The organism is Nostoc sp. ChiQUE01b (assembly GCF_034531255.1).
GTDB lineage: Bacteria > Cyanobacteriota > Cyanobacteriia > Cyanobacteriales > Nostocaceae > Nostoc.
This window is the reverse complement of record NZ_JAVRBM010000002.1, coordinates 91,484-114,545: the sequence shown is the minus strand read 5'-3', so window position 1 is coordinate 114,545 and position 23,062 is coordinate 91,484. Positions and strand designations below refer to the sequence as shown.

The window sequence follows — 23,062 nt, the reverse complement described above, 5'->3', positions numbered from 1 at the left end:
AAATCCCTAAAAACCAGAGAGATGAATTATATGTTCAGTAAAATCGAAGCACTAGGCACTAGCACAGGAAAGATACTATACAATAGTCATTACCAAAATATTCTTGACCTCTCTGTAGCAAAGACTATGGAGATATTCAAGTCATCTGGAGTTATTCTCTTTCGAGGTTTTGGAGTAACTCCCAAGCAGATGAAAGATTTTTCAGAACAATTTAGTGGTAAACACATTATAGACTTTACAAAAGTCAGCATTGATTCTGACAAGTTTGTTAATTTTGTAGATGGCGGGATGGATGGTCTGATTCCTCATTGCGAAAACTCTTGTTTTCCCTTTCGACCTGATGTTATTTGGTTTTGCTGTACTGTACCAGCCGAACAAGAAGGTGAAACTTTATTCTGGGATGGTGTCCGAGTCTGGGAGGAACTGAGTCAAGAATCGAAACAGTTATTTCTTTCCAAGCAACTAAAGTTTTCTTATAAAAATGTTCCGGTTGATATATTGAAAGGAATAATAGGTTCAGATGCTAATACTATAGATGATATCAAGCGAAGATTGGACAGTTTTGATGGGGTAAGTTATGAGTTTAACGATGATAAAACTGTTTCTGTAGAATATACGTGTTCATCTGTAGTTAAAAACAAATATAATCATCAAAATGCATTTGCCAATCACTTTTGGGTATATCAGAAAAAGACAGAAGAAGCAATTTTTGATGACGGTTCAAGAGCTTCTGATGAAGTTGCTGATGAAATAGAGACAATTTTCGACAAGTTAACAGAAAATATCCCGTGGGAAGCAGGCGATCTGGTAATGATGGATAATTCAAGATTTCTACACGGTCGTAAAGCATTTACCGATAACCGACGGCAAGTTTTTACTACCTTAAGTAACCTGAAGTTTTGATAAATTGTTTCACATTTTACTTGTATATCAACGCGAGTAGACCATTATTTTTCATTAATCGTGAAGCAAGGAAAAATCTTTTATGTCTTCGTCTTCAGCAACTAGCTATAACAAATTTGATGAACCATTTGCCCGAATATATAACGAGACTTTGGGGCCAAGTTACAACAAAATAGCCTTCCCAACCTTGGAAAAATTACTATTACCTTACATTCCTGAAGGAGCGAATATTCTTGACCTCTGTTGTGGGACAGGGGAACTGTCACAATGGCTGCTAAATAAAGGTTATCAGGTGACTGGAATCGATCGCTCTCAGAGAATGTTGGAATATGCTCGTAAGAATGCACCTAATTGTAAATTGATTCTTGGTGATGTGCGTTTCTTTGAATTACCGCCTACTTTCCATGCAGTTGCTTCAATGGGTTTGGGTTTCAATCACATTCTGAATTTGTCAGAATTAACAGGTACTTTCCATAATGTATACAGCGCACTTCATAGCAACGGTATATTTGTATTCGACTTACGTCTAGAAGAAGCATATAATTCTAATTTGAACGGTCGTATATTAGGTGATATTAAAGATGATTATGCTTGGGCAATGAAAAATATTTATTATCCAGAAACCAAAGAATGTCAAGTTTTTGTAACAACTTTTCAATTAAGAAAAAGAGATTGTTGGAAACGCCTAGACAGTAGTTTCTCAGTTGTTGGTTATTCTCAATCTGAAGTCCAGTCAGCTCTAAAAAGTGTCGGCTTTACAGAAGTTATTATCTATGATTTAAAACTTGATTTAGGATTAATTTCAGAGGTTGATATGGTCTGTTTTGTTTGTCGTAAAACTAGCTAAGTTAAATGAATTTATCAGTACGTTTTTCTTTAAAATAAATGCTAAATTTTTGGACAATATATTTTCCAATACTCCGTATTTTTCTCGTATGAAATATGTCAATTTTGGTAAAACTGGATTGAAAGTTTCGCGTTTATGCCTCGGCACTCTAAGTTACGGTAGCCCTGAATGGGAAGAATGGATACTTCCAGAAGAAGCGAGTCGTCCGTTCATCCAAAAAGCCCTAGAGTTGGGAATTAATTTCTTTGACACTGCTGATATGTACTCGCAGGGAGTTAGCGAACAGATCCTTGGGCGATCGCTCAAAGACTTTGCTAAAAGAGAGCATGTTATTATTGCCACCAAGGTCTACTATCCGATGGGGGATAGTCCCAATGACAAAGGCTTGTCCCGTAAGCACATCATGGACAGTATTGATGCCTCGTTACGACGGTTACAGACAGATTATGTAGATATCTATCAGATTCATCGCTGGGACTACGAGACACCGATTGAGGAAACTCTTGCGGCATTACATGATATTGTGAAGGCAGGTAAGGCTCGTTACATCGGGGCTTCCAGCATGTACGCTTGGCAGTTTGCTAAAGCGCTTTACTTGGCTGATATGCATGGTTGGACTCGTTTTGTTTCCATGCAGAATCTTTACAACTTGATTTATCGGGAAGAAGAGCGAGAGATGCTGCCCTTGTGTCAAACTGAGGGGATCGCGGTGATTCCGTGGAGTCCTATTGCACGAGGCTTTCTGGCTGGTAATCAGCCTCGCCATAGTTCCGGTAAGACGATTCGTGCTAGAACCGATTATCAACTCGACTATGAAGAGTTTGATTTTGAAATAGTTGACCGAGTTATAGATATAGCAAAGCAACGCGGTGTATCTGCTGCCCAGATTTCTCTAGCTTGGCTTCTACACCAACCAAGTGTTACTGCTCCTATCATTGGTGCGACAAAGATAAAGCACCTAGAAGAAGCTGTAGCTACATTAGATTTGGTTATGGATAACGACGATCGCACCTTGCTAGAGCAGCCATACAAGCCTCGTGCTATTTTTGGGCTTGACTAGAGGTACAGAATTTGGGGAAAGCTAATTCATTAGATGGTAGACCTCGTTTATATAAAATCAAGACTGTGAAATATATGCAACCTTCAATCTTGCAGTCAGTTTACGAAAATACCTATCAAAGGTAAATAGACCAACTCATGCAAAAGAATATAAACAGAGGTATCACTATGGCAACAATGGGAAAATACTGTAAAGCTTACTCTCTGAAAAAATTACGTCAGTTCAATCAGTGGACAGAACATGCTGAAAATAGCAGAAAAGAAAAGAAACAAATCGACCGTAAGGAAGTTGAAATAAATCGAAACCTAACTGATGACGACTTTCTTTATCTGCAAGAAAACTATGTAGTCACAGATAGTATTTTTCAGGATGAAAATATCATTTTTGACAATGTAACATCTGAATGGCAAAAGTTCTGTAAAAATACACTTTTATTCGATATTCCAGTTGGTTAAAGCATCAGCAGGTTCAGAAAAGAGGTGAGTCATAAAATGAGAGAATAAGAATATAGGACTCATATTTTGATTGCGTGAAAAAACTCAGTACACCTTTCTTCCTTCTTCCCAGTCCCTATTACCCCTTATCCCCTTCAGGGGCCCACCTTCCCCAGTCCCCAGTCTCTACGAGTAATTCACCGAATCAAATCGGATTGCTATACAAGAACTAAGTTTGACGTCGTGCAAGACAAATCGCAGGAGATAAATTATGTATCAAGATGACAAAGAAGACATGACGATTTACAAAGTGGTAGTCAATCATGAAGAACAGTATTCCATTTGGCCTATTGAGCGAGAAAACCCTCTTGGCTGGCGAGATGCAGGTCATAGTGGTCTAAAGGCAGAATGTCTTGAGTACATCAAACAAGTTTGGACGGACATGAGACCACTCAGTTTAAGGAAGAAGATGGAAGAAGTGGCTCATAGCCAGACATAACGCTACCGATTAGTAAGAGGTTTTAACTACAAGGAAGAATGCCTACCAAAGACGGTCTGTAGAGCTGTTTTATTCATGACAACTACACCAACATTTAACTTTTGCGTTACCTGCCCCAAGCCAAATACTCAAGCTTCGCTGCGTTTATTCTGCTTCCCTTATGCAGGTGGTAGTTCTCTCGTTTTTCGCACATGGTTAAACAGTCTACCCACAACTGTCGAAGTTTGTCCCATCGAACTACCGGGACGAGGTATGCAAATGAGGACAGCCCTATTCTCGCAGTTAGAACCCCTTATCAGTGCGATCGCTCCAGTTCTCATTCCATATTTAGATAAACCATTCGCCTTCTTTGGCCATAGTATGGGAGCGCTCGTCAGCTTTGAGCTAGCCCGTTTACTTCGCAAACAGTACAGTTTGTCACCTGTACACTTGTTTGTTTCGGGTCGCCACGCTCCGCAAATTCCCGATCCAAATCCACCCATCCATGCTCTGGGCGAACCTGCTTTCAAAGAAGAACTACGCCGTCTCAATGGGACTCCTGAGGCAGTGCTGGAAAACGCCGAACTGATGCAACTTCTTGTTCCGATTCTTCGAGCAGACTTTGCAGTTCTGGAAACTTATTTGTACACTACCGAATCACCACTTAACTGCCCGATCACTGCTTTTGGTGGTTTACAGGATCACAAGGTTAGTTACGATGAACTCCAAGCTTGGCGGGAACAGACAAATGCTGCGTTCTTACTACAAATGTTTCCTGGGAACCATTTTTTCCTGCACTCAGCCCAATCACTCCTGCTAGAGTCTTTGTCTCAAGAATTGTGGCAAATTACCAACGAGATACAGTTGCTCCCTTAATCCTTTGCCTCACTTCTGAAATCTAAACCAGGTGATTATGAGCTATTTACATAAAGGTTTCAAAAAAAAATTATTTCGACTTTTAGCTTTTATACTTGGTATTTTATTTACTCTCGTTGTTGGAAGCTACACTCCTGCACAGGTCACAAAATCCACTGAAATACTTTGGGATACCTATGGCATACCTCACATATATGGCAAGGATGTCCCAAGTGCATTTCAAGCTTTCGGTTGGGCACAGATGCAAAGTCATGGTAACTTGCTTTTGCGTCTTTATGGTCAAGCACGTGGACGTGCTGCCGAATATTGGGGAGAGAAATATTTAGAATCAGACCGTTGGGTACAGACTATGGGAGTTCCAGAACGCGCTCGTTCTTGGTACACTTCCCAAAGTCCAGCTTTTCGTAGCTACCTAAAAGCCTTTGTTGCTGGAATTAATGCTTATGCTCGGGAGCATGGCGAACTGATTGATGATGAAGTAGAGGTAGTGTTACCAGTCAAACCAGAAGATGTTCTGGCTCACTTACACCGAGTTCTGCATTTTACTTTTATTGCTAACCCAGAAGACGTTGCAGCAAGTGTTGCAGGCGATATTTCAAAGGAGCCAAAAGCAGGGTCTAATGGTTGGGCGATCGCTCCATCACATTCTGCGAGTGGTAAAGCGATGCTGCTTGCAAATCCACACTTGCTTTGGGGGGATTTATTCTTATGGTACGAAGCCCAAGTGACTGCTCCAGGTATTGATGCTTACGGAGCAACACTTGTAGGAATTCCTGTATTGGCGATCGCATTTAACAATAATTTGGGCTGGACTCATACCGTCAACACTTTCGATGGCTGGGATGCTTACAAACTCAAATTAGTTGACAATGGTTATCGCTTCGATGGCAAAGTTCGTCCCTTCGAGACCACAACCCTTTCCTTGAAGGTAAAACAAAAAGACGGTACAATCCGCAACCAATCTCTAGTTGTCAAACGTTCTATCCACGGGCCAGTGCTGACAGAGAAAGACGGTAAAGCTATAGCACTACGGGTTGTCGGCCTTGATCGACCAAAGGTACTTGAACAGTGGTGGGATATGGCACGTTCCCAAAACCTGAAACAATTTCAAACCGTACTCCAACGCTTGCAACTGCCAATGTTCACGGTGATGTATGCAGATAGAAATGGGAATATCATGCACCTGTTCAACGGTAATGTTCCAGTTCGTTCTCAAGGTAATTTTGAATACTGGGAAGGGATTATTCCTGGTGATACTTCCAAAACATTATGGACAAAAATCCATCCTTATAAAGATTTACCACGCATTATTAACCCGAAAAGCGGATGGTTACAAAATACCAACGACCCACCTTGGACAACGACGTTACCTGCTGCTATTAAAGCAGATAATTACCCTTCTTACATGGCACCTCGTTCACCGTATTTTCCTGCGAATTTTCGGACAGAGCGTTCTCTAAAAATGCTCTCTGAGGATAACAAAATTTCCTTTGATGAGATGGTGCAATACAAACATTCAACCCGGATGGAACTAGCGGATCGCATCTTGGATGACTTAATTCCGGCAGCACGCAAGCAAGGAAGTTCCTTAGCGCGACTAGCTGCTGATACCCTAGAAGCCTGGGATCGGCAAGCCAATGCAGATAGCAAGGGTGCGGTACTCTTTGCCGCTTGGGTAGAACAGATGAACTGGGATAAAGGGTTTAGCAAACCTTGGAATGAAAAATCCCCACTCACCACGCCAGACGGTTTAGCCGATCCAGCGAGTGCAGTCGCAACACTAGAAGATGTTGCTGCCAAAGTTGAAAAGGCATACGGGGCACTAAATGTAGCATGGGGGGACGTTTTTCGGCTGGTGGTAAAGAATAAGGATTTGCCTGCTAATGGTGGCGTTGGACGTCTCGGTCTTTTCCGCGTTCTTAATTTTGCTCCAGCATCGCAAAATCGCTTCCAAGCAGTTAGTGGTGATTCGTTCGTCGCAGCCATTGAATTTTCTCAGCCAGTAAAGGCGATGGCACTCATTAGCTACGGCAATGCTACTCAACCCGGTTCACCCCATGTTGGCGATCAGTTAGAGATGTTCACTCGCAAGGAGTTGCGTTCGGTTTGGCGTCAACGCTCAGATATTTTAGCTCATTTAGAAGAGCGCAAGGTGTTCTGAAGTCAACACATTAGAGATATAAGTGAAAAAGAATGTAGAGACGTAGCACTGGTACGTTTCTACAAGGGTTCTGGGTAACGCATATTTAATTTCACAAGATGTCTATTGCCAAAAAGTAATGTGTAGAGCTAGAAACTAACCAAAAGCTTGAAATTGATACACATTATCCCCATTAGGGGAAGTGGCTACGTAAAGCAATGGTTGAAGTTAGAACTGTTGATAAATCCAAGTTTAATGGGTAGGGCAGTGTTAATTAAACACTTGTAAATTGAACTATCTGATAAGAGTAATTTCCGAAAAATACGTAAAAAATTACGTGGTTTTCTAACCAACTGCTCCTTTGATTGGTAAGTAAGTTGATTATTGAATTAACACAATTAATAATGACTCAAATTCTCCAATGGAAGTGTTAAAATCTGGTAAATCTGGTGAACAGAGATTGCGTCTTCATTACTTAGACGGCTTACGTGGATTGGCATCTCTGTATGTTGTCATGTATCATCTATCAGGATACATGGGGCAAGTGCCTATATTTTTGCAATTAATAGGTAAAACTCTCAATTATGGAACTTTTGCTGTAGTTATTTTCATTGTACTTTCGGGTTACGTTCTCATGCTACCTGTAACCCGTTCGCAAAGTGTTTATCTTTCTGAAGGTTTATGGAATTATATTCAACGGCGAGTGCGTAGAATTTTACCTCCTTACTATGCGGCTCTTGTTTTTACCTTACTAGTAGCAGTCATTATATTAGGACTAATTAAATTTTTCAATTTTCAATGGTATCAATTGCCAGAAGTTGAAGATGGTTTTAATCCTTTCTTTTCTCCGATTGACGTGATAACTCATCTGTTACTCGTTCAAAATTTTACTTCTGATACAATTGAATCTATTGATGCACCTATGTGGAGTATCGCTATCGAGTGGCAGATATACTTTATTTTTCCACTTTTTCTGCTACCTATATGGCGGCGTTTTGGCATATTTTCTACTTTATTTTATACTTTTTTAATTAGCTTATTACCATTTTACCTTTGGAATGAACTTATGGAGCCAGTTCATCCTTGGTTTATCGGTTTATTTGCTTTGGGTATGGCAGCAGCAGATGTTGGATTCTCTCAACAACCTAAGTTAGTAGCAATGAGGGAATCGTTACCTTGGAGTGTATTTGTAATTATCTTCTTTCTGATGACATTGATAATTAATCAAGAAATAGAAAGATGGATTTACCATTATATTTGTGGATTAGCAGCAGCTTGTTTACTAATTTACTGTACTAAATGTGTAGTTGAAGGTAAAAAATCACTTATTTTACGGCTTTTTGAAACTCGTTGGGCAATTGCATTAGGAGCATTTTCTTACAGTTTGTATCTGACTCACGCAGTCATAATAACAGTGGTAGAACATTTACTTTCGAATCTTCAAATGCCACCAGTTAAGTTTATATTGGTATTGTATGTGGTGGCTCTACCACTATCATTAATTATTGCCTATTTGTTTTACTTAATCTTTGAGAGACCATTTATGTCCAATTTTTTGAAAAAACGCAAGGTAAAAGATGCTGTGAATTAATTGTAGTCAATAATCAAAAGTTGGGGTAGGGCGTGTTTTTAAACTCGTTATATCCTAGAGCCAATTTCCAAAAAATTGTGGTTTAAAGAATAAAATCTTCCCAAAGGATTGCTGGAATGCTTATTATTCTATTGTGCAGGAGCTAGAGCGATCGTCGAGCAGTGGCAAAAAGTAACCATAAAAAAGCCTCAAATCTATATGCAGATAGACTTTCACATCGTTTTGCTTAGTTTATTGATATATCTGGGTTTCAAGCATTTTTGAGCATTTGGTGTATTTTCCTTGCCCTGTATGGATTTGAGGCTTGTTTCTGCCTGACAAATGTTTAAGTCCCGTTATGTGAAAATATGTTTCAGGCTACTCGCCGCCGTCTTGCAATTTGGTATACTGCCGTCACTGCTGTATTATTGCTACTGTTTGCCAGTGGTGTTTATTTATACTTTCGTACTACACTGATTGAGCGGATTGATGACACCCTTAACCATGTAGTGGAAATAGTGGAGCGTTGCCTCACAACCAGTGGTTGTGCATCTACACTCATATTTGAGCCTATTAATACTGATGCAGATAAATTTCGCATTAATGTAGAAGCCAGTTTTGGTGACAATACCGACACTGTAGAAGATGACCACATCGACCTAGAATGGTTTAGTCCAACTGGTAAATTACTTTGGTCAACGCTATCTGAACCCCTAAATATTCCCATTCGTGTCAATCGCACTGGTGAAACTGTGCGTGTAGTCAAGGGAGAGAGTGAAAATTCAAAATTTAAAATTCCTAACTCCCCACTCTTATTGCGACAAGTCACCCAACGCGTAGAAGTGAGACGACAAGTATTAGGATATCTGCGTGTTAGTCATCCCTGGTTTGAAGTTACTAAACCTAGTCGCCAGTTAATTTTTGATTTGGCATTAGGTATTGGGTTAATGGTGCTTTCTGTAGGCGCAAGTGGTTGGTTTCTTTCGGGTAAAGCAATGGAACCGGTGGGTGAATCTTATCAACGTCTTAAACAATTCACTGCTGATGCTTCCCACGAACTTAGAAGTCCTATCACTTTGATTCAAACTAATGTGCAAGTTGCGCTTGCTGACTTGGATTTAGCAGAGACAGAAACGACTACTTCTTTGCAATATCGACAACAGTTAAAGGTGGTGGAACGGTTAACGCAGCGTTTGGGTAAGTTAGTCAATGACTTACTCTTCCTAGCACGACAGGATAGTGGTATTAGCAAAGATACTTTTTCATCTTGTCCGTTGGACGCTTTGCTAATAGAGGTGGTTGAAGAACAACAATTGTTAGTCCCTGAGAAAGAAATCGCCCTTTCTCTAGACTTAGTTGATCCTCCTATCTCTGAAACTAGCCCCGAATTACTGGAAAATTGGTTTACTCTTGTAGGTAATTGGGATCAACTGGTGCGGCTATTCACAAATTTAATTGCTAACGCTTTGCATTACACTCCAGCAGGTGGACGAGTGAAAGTGGAATTGGCGCGGATAGAAGGAATAAATCGTGTTTCTGGACTACGTAACACCAGTGCCCAGTTGCAAGTTAAGGTGAGTGATACTGGAATTGGAATTCCAGTCGAAGCGCTACCACGCTTGTTTGACCGCTTTTATCGAGTAGATCCGGCACGTACTCATAGGACGGGGAATACAGCTATAGCCAGCGCTACTAGTTCAGGATTGGGATTAGCGATCGCTCAAGCTATTGTCGAACATCATCACGGTCATATTCAAGTTGAAAGTGCCCAAGGAATTGGCACTACCTTTACTATCACTTTACCACTAACTCTTGAGTATTAATTTGCTAATAAATTTTTATTTCCTGTGATAGATGTTAGATTTTAGTCCATTCAATCAGACTTGAATTCTTAGCGATAAAAGTTATTTTATCCCGCTATATTGAATTTGACTGTTACACAAATGTAATGTGTTTAATGACAATGGTTAAGACTTTAAATCTTGAGAATGAAGTATTTCAACTTTTTTAGATTATTTCCGTATCCTTAGCTAGATGCGATAATTTGAGTCATTTGTTAAATATTTAGATGTACTCAACGACCGATAAAAACTAATTTAATTCCCGGTTGGAGAAATCTTTGTAAGAAAAAAAGTTGAAGTTTTTTTAGGAGTTAAGAACAAATATGAAGTCTCAAAATTTCCGCAAGTCTAGCAAGTTATTTGGCGCTCTTTGTGGGGGATTGCTAATTAGTCTGCCAATAATTCCTCAAGCTTTCGCACAAGAATCTACTCCCAATGTTAAACAGCCAGGAGCTGCTTCTTCAACACTAAACCCAAGTCCGAGCATTTTTAGCGAACCACCCTACAACCGCTCTCAAGCTCCCGGATCGCCAGAATCAGGTGTCACACCATCACAACCAGTTCCTCCGGCTGAAGGGCAAGTGTCTCCCTTACCACCACAACCAGGTACCAGAACACCACGCCCAGTTCCTGGCGATCGAACTCAACAGCCTTCACCACCTGCGGTTTCCAATGACCAACAACCACTGGTAGAACCACGGCAAACCCCCAGTGCGACGATCGCAATTACTAATGGTACGGTTAATATCAAGTTAGTTAATAACACTGCGGCTAATATAACTTTCCAAGTGATTGGCGATACTGCACCGCGATCGCTACAAGGTAAGTCAGATGTAACACTGCAAGGTCTAAAAGTACCAGTAACAGTAACATTTGAACGAGAAGATAGCGGACAGTTGATAGTGACTCCACAAGCTGCTTCAGAGCCAGGAAATTTAGAAGTTACATTTAAGGAAGCCACCAATGCAACACAGGGTAGAAGTACAATGAGAATTGAACGAAATGGTTCAGTGTTCTTGAATTAATTAATTTAGAGCTAGGGCGAAGGTAATTCGCGGCTACACAAATAAGAGCTACACCCAGTAGGGGTAAGAGAAAATCAAGCTTTTATAGGTTTTGCCTGTGTAGACGCGGTTTCCAACCGCCCTTTTAAGGTTAAATTGACCGAGACAATTTTAGATTTTCGATGCGTGGATTTTGGATTCAATTGAAATCTAGATTCTAAAAAAAGGTTTCAAGCCCCCGACTTTAGTCGGGAAGAAAATTCCCAAATTTTCAATATTTAAGCCTCTTCTTTATAAGGAGAGGTTAATCCACGCATACGCTCTCTACGAGACGCTGCGCGTAGCTTGCAACTCTTACAGAGTACGCGGACTCGCTAACGCTTCGCTATCGTAAATCCAAACATCGTAAATTGGGTGACTGCTATTTTCGCTGAAGCATTTTAGTTAGCTGATCCAGCAATTGCACTTCTTGCTTGCTGTCTTGCAATGTCCGCGCCAGTATAATTGCCCTTTCGTAAAAATTGCGGGCAGTTAGGTAATTACCTTGTTGCTTATATAACTGAGCATAAGATTCAAAAGATTTTAATTCTTCGCGTAAATTTTGTAATTCTTTAGCGAGTGCTAAACGTTGCTCTAGTAAGTCAAAGGCGCGTTCGTAACGTCCGACAGCAGTGTGAGCCGTAACTAAACCATCAATTGCTCGTAATTGATTAGTGCGATCGCGATTAGTTTTAGCTGTCTGCATTGCTTCACCATAAGTAGCGATGGTATCTTGATAATTTCCAGATGCTAAATAAGCATCTCCTAAATTATTCAAAGTATTTGCTTCACCGATGGCATCGCCCGTCTGACGGCGGAAAATTAAAGCATTTTCGTACAGTTTAATCGCCTTGTTATAATCTCCCAATCGGGCACTTACTAAACCTAAATTACTCAAAGACAGTCCTTCACCTTCAATATTTTTAACACCGTGAGCAATGAAAAGTGCATCTTCGACTGTTTTACCAGCAGCAGCAGATTCGCCTTGTTGCAGCAGATATGTACCGATATTATTTAGCACAAAAATCTGAGATTGCAAGTCTTTAGTATCACGAGCGATCGCTAATCCTCTTCTGAAAGCATCTTCTGCCTCTTTTGAATTACCAAGCTGCACATAAGCCTTAGCAAGCAAATTGTACGTCAGACCTTGTGCTTTCAGGTCGCCAATAGAATGATATAGTTCTAATGCCCGCAAACAAGACGCAATTGTTTTGTCGGCATGTCCTGAAGCGTATTCTTGTTGACCAATACGCAGCCAACCGTCTGCTTCATCTCTTGATTGTCGCCCAACGGAATTATTTAAAGGGCGATGGAGTTGTTCGGAAATATCAACCGCACCCGCTACAGGACTCAGCAAAAAAGCAAACAGTAAAAAACTGTGTAAAAGTACCTGGGGACAAGAAATCGCACCTACACAAATTAAGCCTACCTTTTGCCAGGGAGATACAAGCCGTTGTTTCATAAAAATTACCCGTAAAGTTGCGGGTTTAAGTAGAAGGTCTAAGAAGAAGTTTTAAGGTTTAAATTGAAGACAATTAGTATACGCATTTTTACTTAAGTTATGATTGAGCTAAATCTTCCCCAAAGTATATGGTGCGGATATCTGTGGGCAATTTGTCCTCTAGCATACGATAGCCTTCTTGGAGAAAATTGGCTACTTCATTAGGAGCGATCGCTTCTCCTTCAGCTTGTAGATAAGCAGCGATTCTAGTTTCGCTCCAGTGGAAAGTTTGAGCCATTAACACAATTAATCGTAAAACTGGCGGTAGTTGGTCTAACGCCTGTTCTACATAGCACCATAGCGGCGGCGAAGTCGCTTGCAGAGAATAATGAATTGCTTCTGTAGGTGGTAGTTTAATCTCATTTATACAGAAAGCTGTCATATTAATTAACCAATTCTGCATGGTCAAAGCTTCCTCACCTGATTCAGAGTCAGTTAACTTTAGTCCACCGAGTTCGTAATAAATATGTCGCCAGGTGAGGGCAAATAGATAATCTGCTTGTACAGGCGATCGCGCCGAATGCCGAATTAAGGTGTAGACTATGGGGCTATAGCGACAAAAAATCACTGTAAAGTACTTTCCAGCATCTGGATAGCGCTGAAACAGAGTCAGTAGTTCATGGTCACTGTGATGGAACAGCGACTTCACCAGCGGGTGATTAGCTTCGGGAAAATGAGGAATTTGCACAAGTCTTGGAGTTGATAGTTGTTAAAATAGTTTTGGGAATTGCAATCCCCTAGTTAATCGCATAATATCTTGGTGTTGCTCAGTTTGTAGATGAAACTCAGACTACTTGAATATTGATAAACTAGAAACAAGGACTTAATTTTAGTCTTAATCGACAATCATAAAATCAACTCTCTTAAAGAATCCTTATTTGTTCATGGTTATAGAAGTTAGTGTGATATCGTTCCTGCTCAGTCCCCTTACTTTAGGCTCCTTTCTGCCTTCCCTGCCCCTAGATAGTCTGTTCTCCACCCAAGGCATTATGGTGATGCTGCTAGCAGCTTACGCTGGTGCTATGTGGATGTTTCTCACCAGTGCCCCAAAAGTACACACTGTAATGGTGTCAGATTTAGAGATTGCCCGACAGTTGTACGAAGGGCTGCTAGATTTGCCAGCAGCCGAGGTACCATTGCACTACTACTACAACTACGAACAAACTATAGGCGCAACTGGCATCGATCCTTTATATATGTCTACTGGGCCGAGCTTGTCTAGTAAAATGATGAATAATGCCAACGATGGGCTGTGGTATCAACTGAAGAAAAACACTCAGCTACACGTTATTACAGGTGCGAGTTTAGGTAGCAAAAATCAGCAACGTCACGTTTGTTTTGACCACGACTGCCTAGAAATGATTTTAATGCGAGTCGAAATGCGCGGTTTGAAATTAAAGATTCGTAACCACAAACCCCTGAACTTTTTGGTCAAGGACTATGAAGGGCGAGTTATTGAGGTGGCTGAGGTAGCGAATTAGTTCTGAGATTTTAGATTATTTGAGGTTGGGTTTGGCGTAGTTTGCTACCGTAGGCATCGCTAAACCCAATATTTATTTTTAGATTTTGGATTTTAGATTTTGGATTTTGGATTTTGGTGCAAGCGTTACCGCAGGGGTAGGTAAGTAAATAGGTGTAAATAAAGTGGAAAAAATGTACACATCTCACCTATATGAAACAGATTTCTATGATTGGACGCAAAAGCAGGTTAGCTTGCTCAAAACTCAACAGTGGGAACAATTAGATACAGTTAACCTGATTGAAGAAATTGAAACTTTGGGCAGAAGAGAACGGCAAGAATTGCGAAATCGGCTGGGAGTATTGCTAGGACATCTACTAAAATGGCAATTTCAAGCTGAAAAACGTAGCAATAGCTGGTTGGGTACAATTCGAGAGCAACGTGTTCAAATTAAGCTGCTTCTGCAAGATAGCCCTAGTTTGAAACCCTATCTCAATGAAATTTTCTTCAGTGTTTATGAACTAGGTTTGGCTTTAGCGATTCGAGAAACTGAGTTGGGTGAAAATGTTTTTCCAGAAATCTGTCCCTACACTTTAGACCAAACTTTGAATCCGAAATTCTTACCAAATGTTAATCAGCTTTATGAACAAGGCGAGTAATTGCCCCAATACTATCATTTTCTCACCGTAAACCGTGACAAATAAAAGCAGCCCAGTAATGAGGATCTGAAAATGGAAATTGCTGAGTAGAGTTTTCGATTTTTTTAATTTGTCTGTTCAATTTAGTATACATATTATATTCAAGCTTCCATTGTTGATATTCGATAGAATCTGAAGGATATTTTTTTCTATTTCTTATCAGTTGTTTTTCCCTTGCTTCTACTTCCTGAAATATTTTATTTAGGTCTAATTTTGTAAATTCTCGTAGCTGAATTTGGGCTTTATGTAATGCTTCAGGGCGGTTTTTACCTTCTTGTCGCTGCTGGTAGTAAAAAATAGAAAATAATGCTGTGGCTAAATCATTGACTGACCACAAAGTACTAACAACGCTTCTAGCACCAGCACACAAAAAGCCTGTGGAGAGAGTAAGAATATCGTCAGTTAGGGAAGGAGTACCCAAATTAGTTTCACAGCAAGACAGAAATACTTCTACAAGTTGAGGTAAACGCCAGCTTGGTGTCATCAATTGCCCCAAGGTGATGCTACCATCAGCTAATTTTAACTGTGATTCTAAGGGATTATCGAGGCGAGATTGGGCATGGTGGCAGGAATGAAGTACTTGAACTTGTTGTGCTAACTGTCGATACTTGTTAGAGGTAGCTTGACTGCTGCCAATTAATCTGTTTTCTGGTGGAATGTTGTACATTTTGGCGAGTTGTTCGCCTTCAAATCTGGCACAGGGAAGGTTATCTTCGGCATCTTCCACAGTTCCATATTGTAGAGATATTTCATTAAATGTTCCTACAATATCACGTTGTTGACAAAATTCTAAAATTTGGCAGCTTGGGGTATAACGAATGATAAATTTATCTCCTAAATATTCCTGATATTCTCCTGTAGGCAAAGCAGCGAAGGGAATCTGATGTAGTAACAGATGAGGTACTAAGATTAACTCTTCTATTCCTTCAAGATGTTGGTAAATGAGTTCAGATATTTGCAGGCGTTCAGCTAATTCGCGGAGAATACTATTAATTTGAGTTTCCCATTTTTGGGAATCATTCATATAAGGCAATAACCAATTCTGGTTAATCCAGGCTTGTAACGTATCTAACCCTTGTCCTGTGCAGGTGTGGAGAGTAATTTGGTTTTGCTGCCCAACAAAAATATGAGTGTCGCTGTTGGTAGTGTAGAAACTGAGGATAGCTGTATTGGGTTGGTCAATTAGCTTTTGAATTTTCGATAAGCTGAGGGGGTTAACTTGAATTTCGCCAGCTAATACGGGATCTTCACGTCTGAGATTTTCCCAAACTTGTTGTTTTTGGGTTTCTAAAGATGCGATCGCTTCATTATAAGCTTCCCAAGCAGCGCGTGTATCACTGCGATTATTTTCAGATTTATGGCTTTGGCGTTCTTGGTCAATTTGTCGTTGCAGTTCTTCATACTGCTGCAATAATTTTTGGACTTTTGGGGGGATTTCTTCGCCTTGAGAGAGGTTGTAGCTTGCCATTAAGTCTACCAGGCGTTTAGAACGCGATCGCTCGGAGTATTCAAAAGCTTTTTCTATTTGTCCAGCATTGATGCAGGCTTGCACTATCTTTTCATAAACTTCAATAGTTCCCTGTAAAATTTGTTGACGACGAATTTCAGAACAGCTCCAAGCACGAATCTGCTCTACTGCTTTAATAGCAAAGTCGTATCCCTCAATTGCTTCTGTCCAACGTCCTAACTCAAGAGCTTTATCTCCGAAATTACCTCCATATTGGAGACAATCTGTAGGCAAGGTAGTGGGTGTGCAAATTTCTAAAGATAAGCGGAAACAAACAATAGCTAGCTCAATTTGTCCTTGGTCGTAGTAAGTAAGAGCCAAGTTATTTTGAACCATTGCCCAGTCTTGTGCCAAAGTTTCACGGCTATAAAACTTCAGCGCAGCGTTAAAGTAATCAAGCGCTTGCTCTAAATTTTCTGCCCGATTCCCTTCATAAAGTTCACGGTAGGCATTGCCAAGATTGTTTTGGAGTCCAGCCCAATCTTCTGGAAAGCGTTCATAAGTATATTCTTCTAAAGCAGCTTTGTAGCAATTGATTGCTGTCTTTAAATTTTCTACCTCATCTTCTTGCATCCGTATACGATATACAGCACCTAAATTATTTAGAACCATTGCCCAATCTTGTGGGTATAAGTCTCGAGCATAAATCTGTAAAGCGTTATTACAGCACAAGAGTGCTAGTTCCAAATTTTCTTCTCTATTACCACCTATCCAATCAGAGTAAGCGGTTGCTAAATTATTTTGGGTTCTAGCCCAATCTTCTGGATAATCCTCACGAATATAGACTTGCAAGGCTGATTTAAAAGCTGCAATAGCTTTTTCTAAATTCTGTACCCAATCACCACCAATACGATTACAATAGGCATTACCTAAATCATCATTAGTCTCAGCCCATTTTTTGGGAAATGATATTTTGGTAAAAACTATGAGTGCTGTTTCATAGCCAACAATAGCAATTTCATTACTTATCACTCTACTAACAGGAGTGAATTCTTGAATAATATTGCTGAAATTACTAATAGCTAAAGCTCTATTTTAAAGTTGGATTCAGCACTGTTAAAGCTGATTGCTGCTCTTCTTCAGATGGTAATGATTTAAGTCTCAGCCAAGCTTCAGCATCTTGGAGCATTTGTTGCAAAAACAGGATGACAAATCTTTTAGCAGTCAGCGAACCCGGTTTGACATCTTTCACCCAGCGATTGATCTCTTCTAACCTTTTCGTTAAACCAGGGCCTATGACAGATGCTTCCTCTATGAGTAATCTTAATTGTTTTTTAATTTCTTTGGCTTGCAAATAATGATATACCTCAAATCTGGAGTAGGTCGCTGAAATTTTAAAATTATTTAATGAGTCTAAGTGATAAGTAGAAAACTCTATATAGCGGTTATCAGTTGAGTGAGGTATAAGAACCCCACCCCCAACCCCCTCCCCGCAAGCGAGGAGGGGGCTATAGTGTACCTCATTTGATTAGGAAAAGCTATATCTTTAGACTAGAGATGTAGCACCAAGGTAGACTGTTGTCTGTGTCATCCTAAATATCTGCCAACTTTTCTAGCAATTCTTCAGCTAAATCCAACAACTCAATTTCATCAACTTCATCACTACTTCCACGATTACTTTCTCCACATACTACATTAGCAGCCAAAACATTTTTCACAGCAAAAATCTTATCTTCTTCGGATAAATTCAAACATTTTTCCAACTCTACAGCAACTTCTTGGATTGTCCTTAAACCTAAACGCGCTCTTACTTTCACAGCTACTGAATCGTCACTTTCGAGCAGTTTTACCAAAGCTGTTTTCAGTCCATCATCCTCGCCAGAAAACTTCTCAACGGCGACACGCACATATTCCCGGACGCTCATGTTTGCCGCCAATGCTTTTTGGAAAACTACATCTGGTACATCTACCAGCAAAACACCTTCGTTATCACTAGCTTGATATAAGTCATCCCCTTGTTTGACGGCCACCAGCAAATCTGCACCCAAGGTATGTAAATAGTGCAACACCGATTCCAACTCATGTTCCTTTAAAGCCGACTCCAACTTGGACACAGCCGCTTGCTTTACTCCCAGTTTTTGGGCTAGCTGTGCCTGAGTCAATCCTGCTTTATTACGTATTTCCCGCATAGCATCGGTAAGATATAAGCGCAGATACTCTAACTTTCCGGCCAGAATCACCTCTGGTTCGTCGCTTACCTTTTGCTGTAACCAAGCTTGAAAATTAGGCTTTTTCATAACTTTTCCCTCTGCTGCAATTCACGTAATCTCACTCTTGCAGACTCTTTGTCTCTATCTTTAATAGCATCGTCGTATTTCTTCATAAAGGCGTGCAGCACAAGAAATCGTTGAGGAATTGCAGCCGTTAAAATAAACCTTGGATTATGTTCGCTCTTGGTCATACGTAACTCATATAGGTCATCTTCGAGTTTCTCAAAGATGCCATTAGTGAGTGATGCGAGTCCTTTATTACACAGGTAGCCAAGGTTAACTTGCAAACGCCTAGTTTCGGAAGGACTCAGTAATGGCTTTGGTGGATTTTTTGGTTGCTCTTGTTCAGGAATCATCCTAATGAAAAAAGCAAGCAATTCTTTGGGGATTTCCCCATTGACATCTTGATAAAGTTCCCAAGTCCAATTCACTTCCTACCTCAGAGTATAGTATTCCTTATAACGAATGTCAATTCTATTATTCTTTATAAGGAATATCATATAGATTACGGTAGTGCAACTAAGATAATAAAACATTGAGTTATAAAAATGGTGCGTTAAACAAAGCCATATAGCGCTTTTGAGTTGAGTTCAACAGACCTAACTCCCAACCCTTCCCTACTAGCGTTAGGGAGTAAGATTCAAAAAAAAAGAGAGGTTAGACTGTATTGCATACAAACGAAAAACGCTATAATGTCCCATTTCCACTCAAGCTAAAATAGGTAAATCCCCTAACAGAGATGATTTATGAACCAGCCGATATCTGAGAAAGTGCGCTGGACTACCGCCGATTTAGAGTTGTTTCCAGATAACGGGAATCGCTATGAAATTATTGACGGAGAATTGTTTGTGACTAAAGCGCCTCACTGGAATCATCAAAAAACTTGTGTCAGAATTATTACTCCATTGCATATTTGGTCACAAGCTACTTCTTTGGGACAGGTTGTACCTGCTCCAGGAATAATTTTTGGCGATAATGATAATGTTATTCCCGATGTTGTCTGGGCTAGCAACGAGAGATTACCTTTACTTTTAGACGAGGCAGGGCATTTGACTGGTGCGCCAGAACTGGTTGTAGAGGTGCTATCTGCTGGTAGTGAAAATGAAAAGCGGGACAAAGAACTAAAACTTAAGCTCTACTCATCACGAGGTGTCAGAGAATATTGGATTGTAGATTGGCGCAAGCAACAGGTGGAAGTATATCGACGTGAACAAGCGAGTTTAAAGTTAGTTGCTACCTTATTCAATGGTGATGAATTGAGTTCACCCATATTGCCTAATTTTACTTGTGCGATCGCACAATTATTTACTTAAATAAAGCAGTCATTATCAATTACGAATTATTTTAACTGTGCTGTAAAAACTCGACTTTGGGCAATAACGGGTCAGTCACAATACCCACACCGCTAAAACCCCAGCGTTTGAGCAAGTTTCCTAACTGTGTACGCGCAATAGATTCCACTGCAAAGCGATTTGCCACTTCTGCTGCATGGGCGTTGAGATAGCTAAGGGCGTCAAAGTTTTCCTGAAACAGCAATAAATAGCCCGATGTTTCAGCATCAGGACGAGCTATCAGATAATTCCCGTCAGTTTTTGAGCGCACCAAGTAATAGACATCAGACAGCATGGAGATGAAATTTGTTGGGGAGGAAAAAAGTCCTTCAAATAAAAAACATAGAGGAATATCGCACAACTTTAATTTTCAAGTATCCCTCATTGCTTTAACATCAAAAATGTAAAATATTTATTTATCCAAATTTGCCGCTGACATAATCTCTGGTATCTTCCTGCTGAGGATTGTTGAAAATTATTTCTGTTGCATCATACTCTACCATATAACCATTACGGGTTCCTGTTTCGGAAGTCCGAACATTAAAAAAGGCTGTCTTATCAGAAACACGCGCTGCTTGCTGCATGTTATGGGTGACAATGACAATAGTATATTGCTCTTTAAGTTCGTGAATCAGTTCTTCAACACGCAAGGTAGAAATGGGGTCAAGAGCGGAGCAAGGTTCATCCATCAGTATAATTTCAGGTTGTACTGCGATCGCACGAGCAATACATAACCGTTGTTGTTGTCCACCAGATAAAGACGAGCCACTTTGCTGTAGTTTATCTTTGACTTCATCCCACAAAGCTGCTTTTCTGAGACTGCTTTCTACCAATTCATCCAAATTACCCTTATAGCCGTTGATTTTGGCTCCAAAAGTAATATTGTCATAAATTGATTTGGGAAATGGGTTTGGTCTTTGAAACACCATCCCAATTCTCCGACGCACTTCTACAGGGTCGATGTCGGATGCATACAAATTTTTATCGTAAAAAAGTATTTTACCTTCTGCCCGAAATGACTCAATCAGGTCATTGAGACGGTTATAGCATCGCAACAATGTACTTTTACCACAACCAGAAGGGCCGATAAAAGCTGTCACCTGATTTTTCGGTATATCTAGCCAAATATTTTGTAAGGCTAAAAACTTGCCATAGTAAACGTTGAGATTTTCAGTGCGTAAAACGGTTTCAGTGTTATTCACTGTCCTAGTGTTGGTAGCCATAAATTAAATCTAGTGTTAGTTTAAGCGATGAGATTTGCACTGTGTATGGTTGTTTACTAAGCTTTTTTGCGAGTTGCCCAGCGAGCGATGATACTTGTGATTAGAACCATCAATACCAAAATTAAAGATGCTGCCCAAGCTAGAGATTGCCAATTTTTAAACGGAGAAATGGCGTATTTGTAAACTAAAACAGCCAGAGAAGCTGTTGGTTGGAATAAACCATCTGGCCAAAAATTAGAAAATAGGGCAGTAAATAGCAAAGGTGCGGTTTCTCCAGATGCTCTGGCGATCGCTAGCGTTGCTCCGGTTACAATAGCTGGTAAAGCTGCTGGTAAGACTACTTGACTCACCGTTTGAAAGTTAGTCGCTCCTAAGCCTACAGATGCTTGTCGCAAATCTTGCGATACTAACTGCAATGCTTCATCAGTCGTTCGCAGAATAATGGGCAACATCAAAATTGCCAGTGCAAACCCTCCACCGAGAGCTGAATATGATCCTAAGTTCAATTTTACCAGTGTTAAAACTACAATCCCATAGGCAAATACCCCAGCAATAATTGAGGGGACTCCACTAAGGACGTTAGCTGCAAAACGCACCCATCTAGCTACTTTTGCCGAACTAAATTCTGTGATGTAAATCGCCCCTAAAACTCCAAAGGGGATACTAATCAAGGCAGCAATTCCTACCATCAGCAGCGTGCCTAAAATTGCATTACCAAAGCCTCCTCCCTTTTGGAGAGCTTTGGGTGGCAATTCCACAAACACAGCCGGACTCAGACTGCTAAAGCCTTTAATAATCACGTAAGAAAGCACTGCTAGCAAAGGTAAAAGTGCCAATACTCCGCAGATAAATGCGACTACAGTCATCACTGTATTAAACAGTGTCCTTTGAGACGTGGGGGAGCGAGTTAAACTGCGCTCTGGAAAATTAGAAGTCATAATTTAACCCAAAACTAAGCTATATTCGCTTGACTCTCAGAACGATCAACTCTGCCAGAATATTGACTACCAGTGTCAAAAAAAATAGAATTAAAGCCGCGTACATTAAAGCCGCAACTTGTAAACCACTCGCTTCTGAAAATTGATTTGCCAATAGAGAAGAAATCGTATTGGCTGGTGCTAAAAGAGAAAGACTGATGTTGTTGGAGTTGCCGATTAACATCGTTACAGCCATTGTTTCTCCCATTGCCCGCCCAAGTCCTAGCATCACAGCACTCACTATACCCGAAAAGGCTGCTGGAATGAGAACTTGTAAAATAGTTTCCCAGCGGGTTGCTCCTAGTCCTATAGAGGCTTGGCGCAAACTTGGGGGTACAGAAATCAAGGCATCGCGGGATAAGGCTGTGATGATGGGCAAAGTCATAATCGCTAAGATGACTCCCGCCGGTAACATTCCTGGGCCTGTAGGAGAAGTACTAAAAAATGGCAGCCAGCCAAAGTAACCATTAAGCCATTTTCCTAAGTTGGTTAAGATTGGCACTAAAACGAAAATACCCCACACGCCATAGACAACGCTGGGAATAGCTGCGAGCAGTTCTACTGCAAAAACCAGTACCAGTTTCACTTTAGCAGGCAAAAAATCCTCGCTCAGTACAATAGCAGTACCAACCCCAATTGGTACTGCTATCAGCAAACCAATAAAAGAACTCAAGAGAGTTCCATAGATTTGAGGTAGAACTCCGTAGCTGTCATTAACCGGGTTCCAAGTGGTGTTGACTAAAAAGCCAGTACCAAACTTTTGGATGGCAGGCCAAGAGGCAATTGCAACCTGCGACCCAATCCATAATAAAGTTCCAGCAACCCCAAAAGCGAAAATTTTAGTCAGCCAAATAAAACCCAAATCTAAGGATTTTTCGGCGTCAGAGCGATTTTTCATCGCTGATGACAGATTTTGAGAATTTGTAGTCATGAATACCGACTTTCAGAATTAAATCAGAGAAAA

At 40.4% G+C, this 23,062-nt stretch carries 23 protein-coding genes; 13 read left to right on the top strand and 10 right to left on the bottom strand.

Translation table 11 applies throughout. The features are described 5' to 3' along the window. Nucleotides 1–30 precede the first annotated feature (30 nt). The 10 genes from RMY63_RS02300 (at nucleotide 31) to RMY63_RS02255 (ending at nucleotide 11,174) form a co-directional block, all read left to right on the top strand. Nucleotides 31–903 carry a TauD/TfdA family dioxygenase gene (locus RMY63_RS02300; RefSeq protein ID WP_322727140.1) on the top strand — a complete coding sequence of 291 codons (873 nt, stop codon included), beginning with the start codon at nucleotides 31–33 and terminating at the stop codon, nucleotides 901–903. 82 nt (nucleotides 904–985) lie between these two features. Continuing rightward, nucleotides 986–1,750: a class I SAM-dependent methyltransferase gene (locus RMY63_RS02295; protein ID WP_322727139.1), complete on the top strand. Its 765-nt coding sequence runs from the start codon at nucleotides 986–988 to the stop codon at nucleotides 1,748–1,750. An 88-nt stretch (nucleotides 1,751–1,838) separates the two neighbouring features. After that, nucleotides 1,839–2,810, top strand: a complete 972-nt coding sequence (locus RMY63_RS02290; protein WP_322727138.1) for an aldo/keto reductase — start codon at nucleotides 1,839–1,841, stop codon at nucleotides 2,808–2,810. Nucleotides 2,811–2,977: 167 nt separating this feature from the next. Then, entirely contained in the window at nucleotides 2,978–3,265 is a 288-nt protein-coding gene (locus tag RMY63_RS02285) for a hypothetical protein (protein WP_322727137.1), read from the top strand. Between the two features lie 250 nt (nucleotides 3,266–3,515). Continuing rightward, on the top strand, nucleotides 3,516–3,743 hold the full coding sequence (locus tag RMY63_RS02280) for an MbtH family protein (RefSeq protein ID WP_322727136.1): 228 nt from the start codon (nucleotides 3,516–3,518) through the stop codon (nucleotides 3,741–3,743). A gap of 75 nt (nucleotides 3,744–3,818) precedes the next feature. Next, entirely contained in the window at nucleotides 3,819–4,598 is a 780-nt protein-coding gene (locus RMY63_RS02275) for a thioesterase II family protein (protein ID WP_322727135.1), read from the top strand. A 37-nt stretch (nucleotides 4,599–4,635) separates the two neighbouring features. Then, complete coding sequence (locus RMY63_RS02270) at nucleotides 4,636–6,759, top strand: acylase (protein WP_322727134.1); 2,124 nt, start codon at nucleotides 4,636–4,638, stop codon at nucleotides 6,757–6,759. 400 nt (nucleotides 6,760–7,159) lie between these two features. Next, on the top strand, nucleotides 7,160–8,329 hold the full coding sequence (locus tag RMY63_RS02265; RefSeq protein ID WP_322727133.1) for an acyltransferase: 1,170 nt from the start codon (nucleotides 7,160–7,162) through the stop codon (nucleotides 8,327–8,329). Nucleotides 8,330–8,676: 347 nt separating this feature from the next. After that, nucleotides 8,677–10,131: a sensor histidine kinase gene (locus RMY63_RS02260; protein ID WP_322727132.1), complete on the top strand. Its 1,455-nt coding sequence runs from the start codon at nucleotides 8,677–8,679 to the stop codon at nucleotides 10,129–10,131. Between the two features lie 341 nt (nucleotides 10,132–10,472). Beyond that, nucleotides 10,473–11,174 (top strand): hypothetical protein, encoded by a 702-nt coding sequence (locus RMY63_RS02255; protein ID WP_322727131.1) that lies wholly within the window; start codon nucleotides 10,473–10,475, stop codon nucleotides 11,172–11,174. Between the two features lie 400 nt (nucleotides 11,175–11,574). Here RMY63_RS02255 and RMY63_RS02250 read toward each other — a convergent pair whose 3' ends face one another. Continuing rightward, nucleotides 11,575–12,654 carry a tetratricopeptide repeat protein gene (locus RMY63_RS02250; RefSeq protein WP_322727130.1) on the bottom strand — a complete coding sequence of 360 codons (1,080 nt, stop codon included), beginning with the start codon at nucleotides 12,652–12,654 and terminating at the stop codon, nucleotides 11,575–11,577. A 97-nt stretch (nucleotides 12,655–12,751) separates the two neighbouring features. Beyond that, complete coding sequence (locus RMY63_RS02245; RefSeq protein WP_322727129.1) at nucleotides 12,752–13,381, bottom strand: sigma-70 family RNA polymerase sigma factor; 630 nt, start codon at nucleotides 13,379–13,381, stop codon at nucleotides 12,752–12,754. A 196-nt stretch (nucleotides 13,382–13,577) separates the two neighbouring features. Here RMY63_RS02245 and RMY63_RS02240 point away from each other — a divergent pair, with 196 nt between their 5' ends. Continuing rightward, nucleotides 13,578–14,174 carry a glyoxalase-like domain protein gene (locus tag RMY63_RS02240; protein ID WP_292871918.1) on the top strand — a complete coding sequence of 199 codons (597 nt, stop codon included), beginning with the start codon at nucleotides 13,578–13,580 and terminating at the stop codon, nucleotides 14,172–14,174. A gap of 172 nt (nucleotides 14,175–14,346) precedes the next feature. Beyond that, nucleotides 14,347–14,811, top strand: a complete 465-nt coding sequence (locus RMY63_RS02235) for a DUF29 domain-containing protein (RefSeq protein WP_322727269.1) — start codon at nucleotides 14,347–14,349, stop codon at nucleotides 14,809–14,811. A gap of 22 nt (nucleotides 14,812–14,833) precedes the next feature. On the opposite strand, the gene RMY63_RS02230 is transcribed toward RMY63_RS02235, so the two are convergent. The 4 genes from RMY63_RS02230 to RMY63_RS02215 form a co-directional block, all read right to left on the bottom strand. Then, entirely contained in the window at nucleotides 14,834–17,329 is a 2,496-nt protein-coding gene (locus tag RMY63_RS02230) for a CHAT domain-containing tetratricopeptide repeat protein (RefSeq protein ID WP_322727128.1), read from the bottom strand. 58 nt (nucleotides 17,330–17,387) lie between these two features. Beyond that, nucleotides 17,388–17,651, bottom strand: a complete 264-nt coding sequence (locus tag RMY63_RS02225; RefSeq protein WP_322727127.1) for a hypothetical protein — start codon at nucleotides 17,649–17,651, stop codon at nucleotides 17,388–17,390. Nucleotides 17,652–17,889: 238 nt separating this feature from the next. Then, on the bottom strand, nucleotides 17,890–18,594 hold the full coding sequence (locus RMY63_RS02220) for a helix-turn-helix domain-containing protein (RefSeq protein WP_322727126.1): 705 nt from the start codon (nucleotides 18,592–18,594) through the stop codon (nucleotides 17,890–17,892). Beyond that, complete coding sequence (locus RMY63_RS02215; RefSeq protein ID WP_322727125.1) at nucleotides 18,591–18,998, bottom strand: type II toxin-antitoxin system RelE/ParE family toxin; 408 nt, start codon at nucleotides 18,996–18,998, stop codon at nucleotides 18,591–18,593. The genes RMY63_RS02220 and RMY63_RS02215 overlap by 4 nt, the downstream gene beginning before the upstream one ends. A 315-nt stretch (nucleotides 18,999–19,313) precedes the next feature. On the opposite strand from RMY63_RS02215, the gene RMY63_RS02210 reads away from it, so the two are divergent. Further along, on the top strand, nucleotides 19,314–19,880 hold the full coding sequence (locus RMY63_RS02210; protein WP_322727124.1) for a Uma2 family endonuclease: 567 nt from the start codon (nucleotides 19,314–19,316) through the stop codon (nucleotides 19,878–19,880). A 31-nt stretch (nucleotides 19,881–19,911) separates the two neighbouring features. Here the strand turns inward: RMY63_RS02210 and RMY63_RS02205 are convergent, their stop codons facing one another. From RMY63_RS02205 to pstC, 4 genes are all read right to left on the bottom strand, one after another. Further along, the gene (locus RMY63_RS02205; protein ID WP_322713351.1) at nucleotides 19,912–20,193 is read right to left on the bottom strand and encodes a hypothetical protein; all 282 of its coding nucleotides are present in this window, start codon (nucleotides 20,191–20,193) and stop codon (nucleotides 19,912–19,914) included. Between the two features lie 121 nt (nucleotides 20,194–20,314). Further along, the gene (pstB, locus tag RMY63_RS02200) at nucleotides 20,315–21,121 is read right to left on the bottom strand and encodes a phosphate ABC transporter ATP-binding protein PstB (protein WP_322727123.1); all 807 of its coding nucleotides are present in this window, start codon (nucleotides 21,119–21,121) and stop codon (nucleotides 20,315–20,317) included. 56 nt (nucleotides 21,122–21,177) lie between these two features. Beyond that, nucleotides 21,178–22,059: a phosphate ABC transporter permease PstA gene (gene pstA / locus RMY63_RS02195; protein ID WP_322727122.1), complete on the bottom strand. Its 882-nt coding sequence runs from the start codon at nucleotides 22,057–22,059 to the stop codon at nucleotides 21,178–21,180. A gap of 19 nt (nucleotides 22,060–22,078) precedes the next feature. Beyond that, nucleotides 22,079–23,029: a phosphate ABC transporter permease subunit PstC gene (pstC, locus tag RMY63_RS02190; protein ID WP_322727121.1), complete on the bottom strand. Its 951-nt coding sequence runs from the start codon at nucleotides 23,027–23,029 to the stop codon at nucleotides 22,079–22,081. Between the last annotated feature and the right edge of the window lie 33 nt (nucleotides 23,030–23,062).

Bases quoted from the DNA above. Each gene is read 5' to 3' on its own strand.
- pstB (WP_322727123.1), bottom strand. From the start codon at position 21,121: ATGGCTACCAACACTAGGACAGTGAATAACACTGAAACCGTTTTACGC.
- RMY63_RS02260 (WP_322727132.1), top strand. From the start codon at position 8,677: ATGTTTCAGGCTACTCGCCGCCGTCTTGCAATTTGGTATACTGCCGTC.
- RMY63_RS02270 (WP_322727134.1), top strand. From the start codon at position 4,636: ATGAGCTATTTACATAAAGGTTTCAAAAAAAAATTATTTCGACTTTTA.
- RMY63_RS02235 (WP_322727269.1), top strand. From the start codon at position 14,347: ATGTACACATCTCACCTATATGAAACAGATTTCTATGATTGGACGCAA.
- pstC (WP_322727121.1), bottom strand. From the start codon at position 23,029: ATGACTACAAATTCTCAAAATCTGTCATCAGCGATGAAAAATCGCTCT.
- RMY63_RS02240 (WP_292871918.1), top strand. From the start codon at position 13,578: ATGGTTATAGAAGTTAGTGTGATATCGTTCCTGCTCAGTCCCCTTACT.
- RMY63_RS02275 (WP_322727135.1), top strand. From the start codon at position 3,819: ATGACAACTACACCAACATTTAACTTTTGCGTTACCTGCCCCAAGCCA.
- RMY63_RS02250 (WP_322727130.1), bottom strand. From the start codon at position 12,654: ATGAAACAACGGCTTGTATCTCCCTGGCAAAAGGTAGGCTTAATTTGT.
- RMY63_RS02205 (WP_322713351.1), bottom strand. From the start codon at position 20,193: ATGCTGTCTGATGTCTATTACTTGGTGCGCTCAAAAACTGACGGGAAT.
- RMY63_RS02210 (WP_322727124.1), top strand. From the start codon at position 19,314: ATGAACCAGCCGATATCTGAGAAAGTGCGCTGGACTACCGCCGATTTA.
- RMY63_RS02280 (WP_322727136.1), top strand. From the start codon at position 3,516: ATGTATCAAGATGACAAAGAAGACATGACGATTTACAAAGTGGTAGTC.
- RMY63_RS02300 (WP_322727140.1), top strand. From the start codon at position 31: ATGTTCAGTAAAATCGAAGCACTAGGCACTAGCACAGGAAAGATACTA.
- RMY63_RS02285 (WP_322727137.1), top strand. From the start codon at position 2,978: ATGGCAACAATGGGAAAATACTGTAAAGCTTACTCTCTGAAAAAATTA.
- RMY63_RS02290 (WP_322727138.1), top strand. From the start codon at position 1,839: ATGAAATATGTCAATTTTGGTAAAACTGGATTGAAAGTTTCGCGTTTA.
- RMY63_RS02295 (WP_322727139.1), top strand. From the start codon at position 986: ATGTCTTCGTCTTCAGCAACTAGCTATAACAAATTTGATGAACCATTT.
- pstA (WP_322727122.1), bottom strand. From the start codon at position 22,059: ATGACTTCTAATTTTCCAGAGCGCAGTTTAACTCGCTCCCCCACGTCT.
- RMY63_RS02265 (WP_322727133.1), top strand. From the start codon at position 7,160: ATGGAAGTGTTAAAATCTGGTAAATCTGGTGAACAGAGATTGCGTCTT.
- RMY63_RS02255 (WP_322727131.1), top strand. From the start codon at position 10,473: ATGAAGTCTCAAAATTTCCGCAAGTCTAGCAAGTTATTTGGCGCTCTT.
- RMY63_RS02220 (WP_322727126.1), bottom strand. From the start codon at position 18,594: ATGAAAAAGCCTAATTTTCAAGCTTGGTTACAGCAAAAGGTAAGCGAC.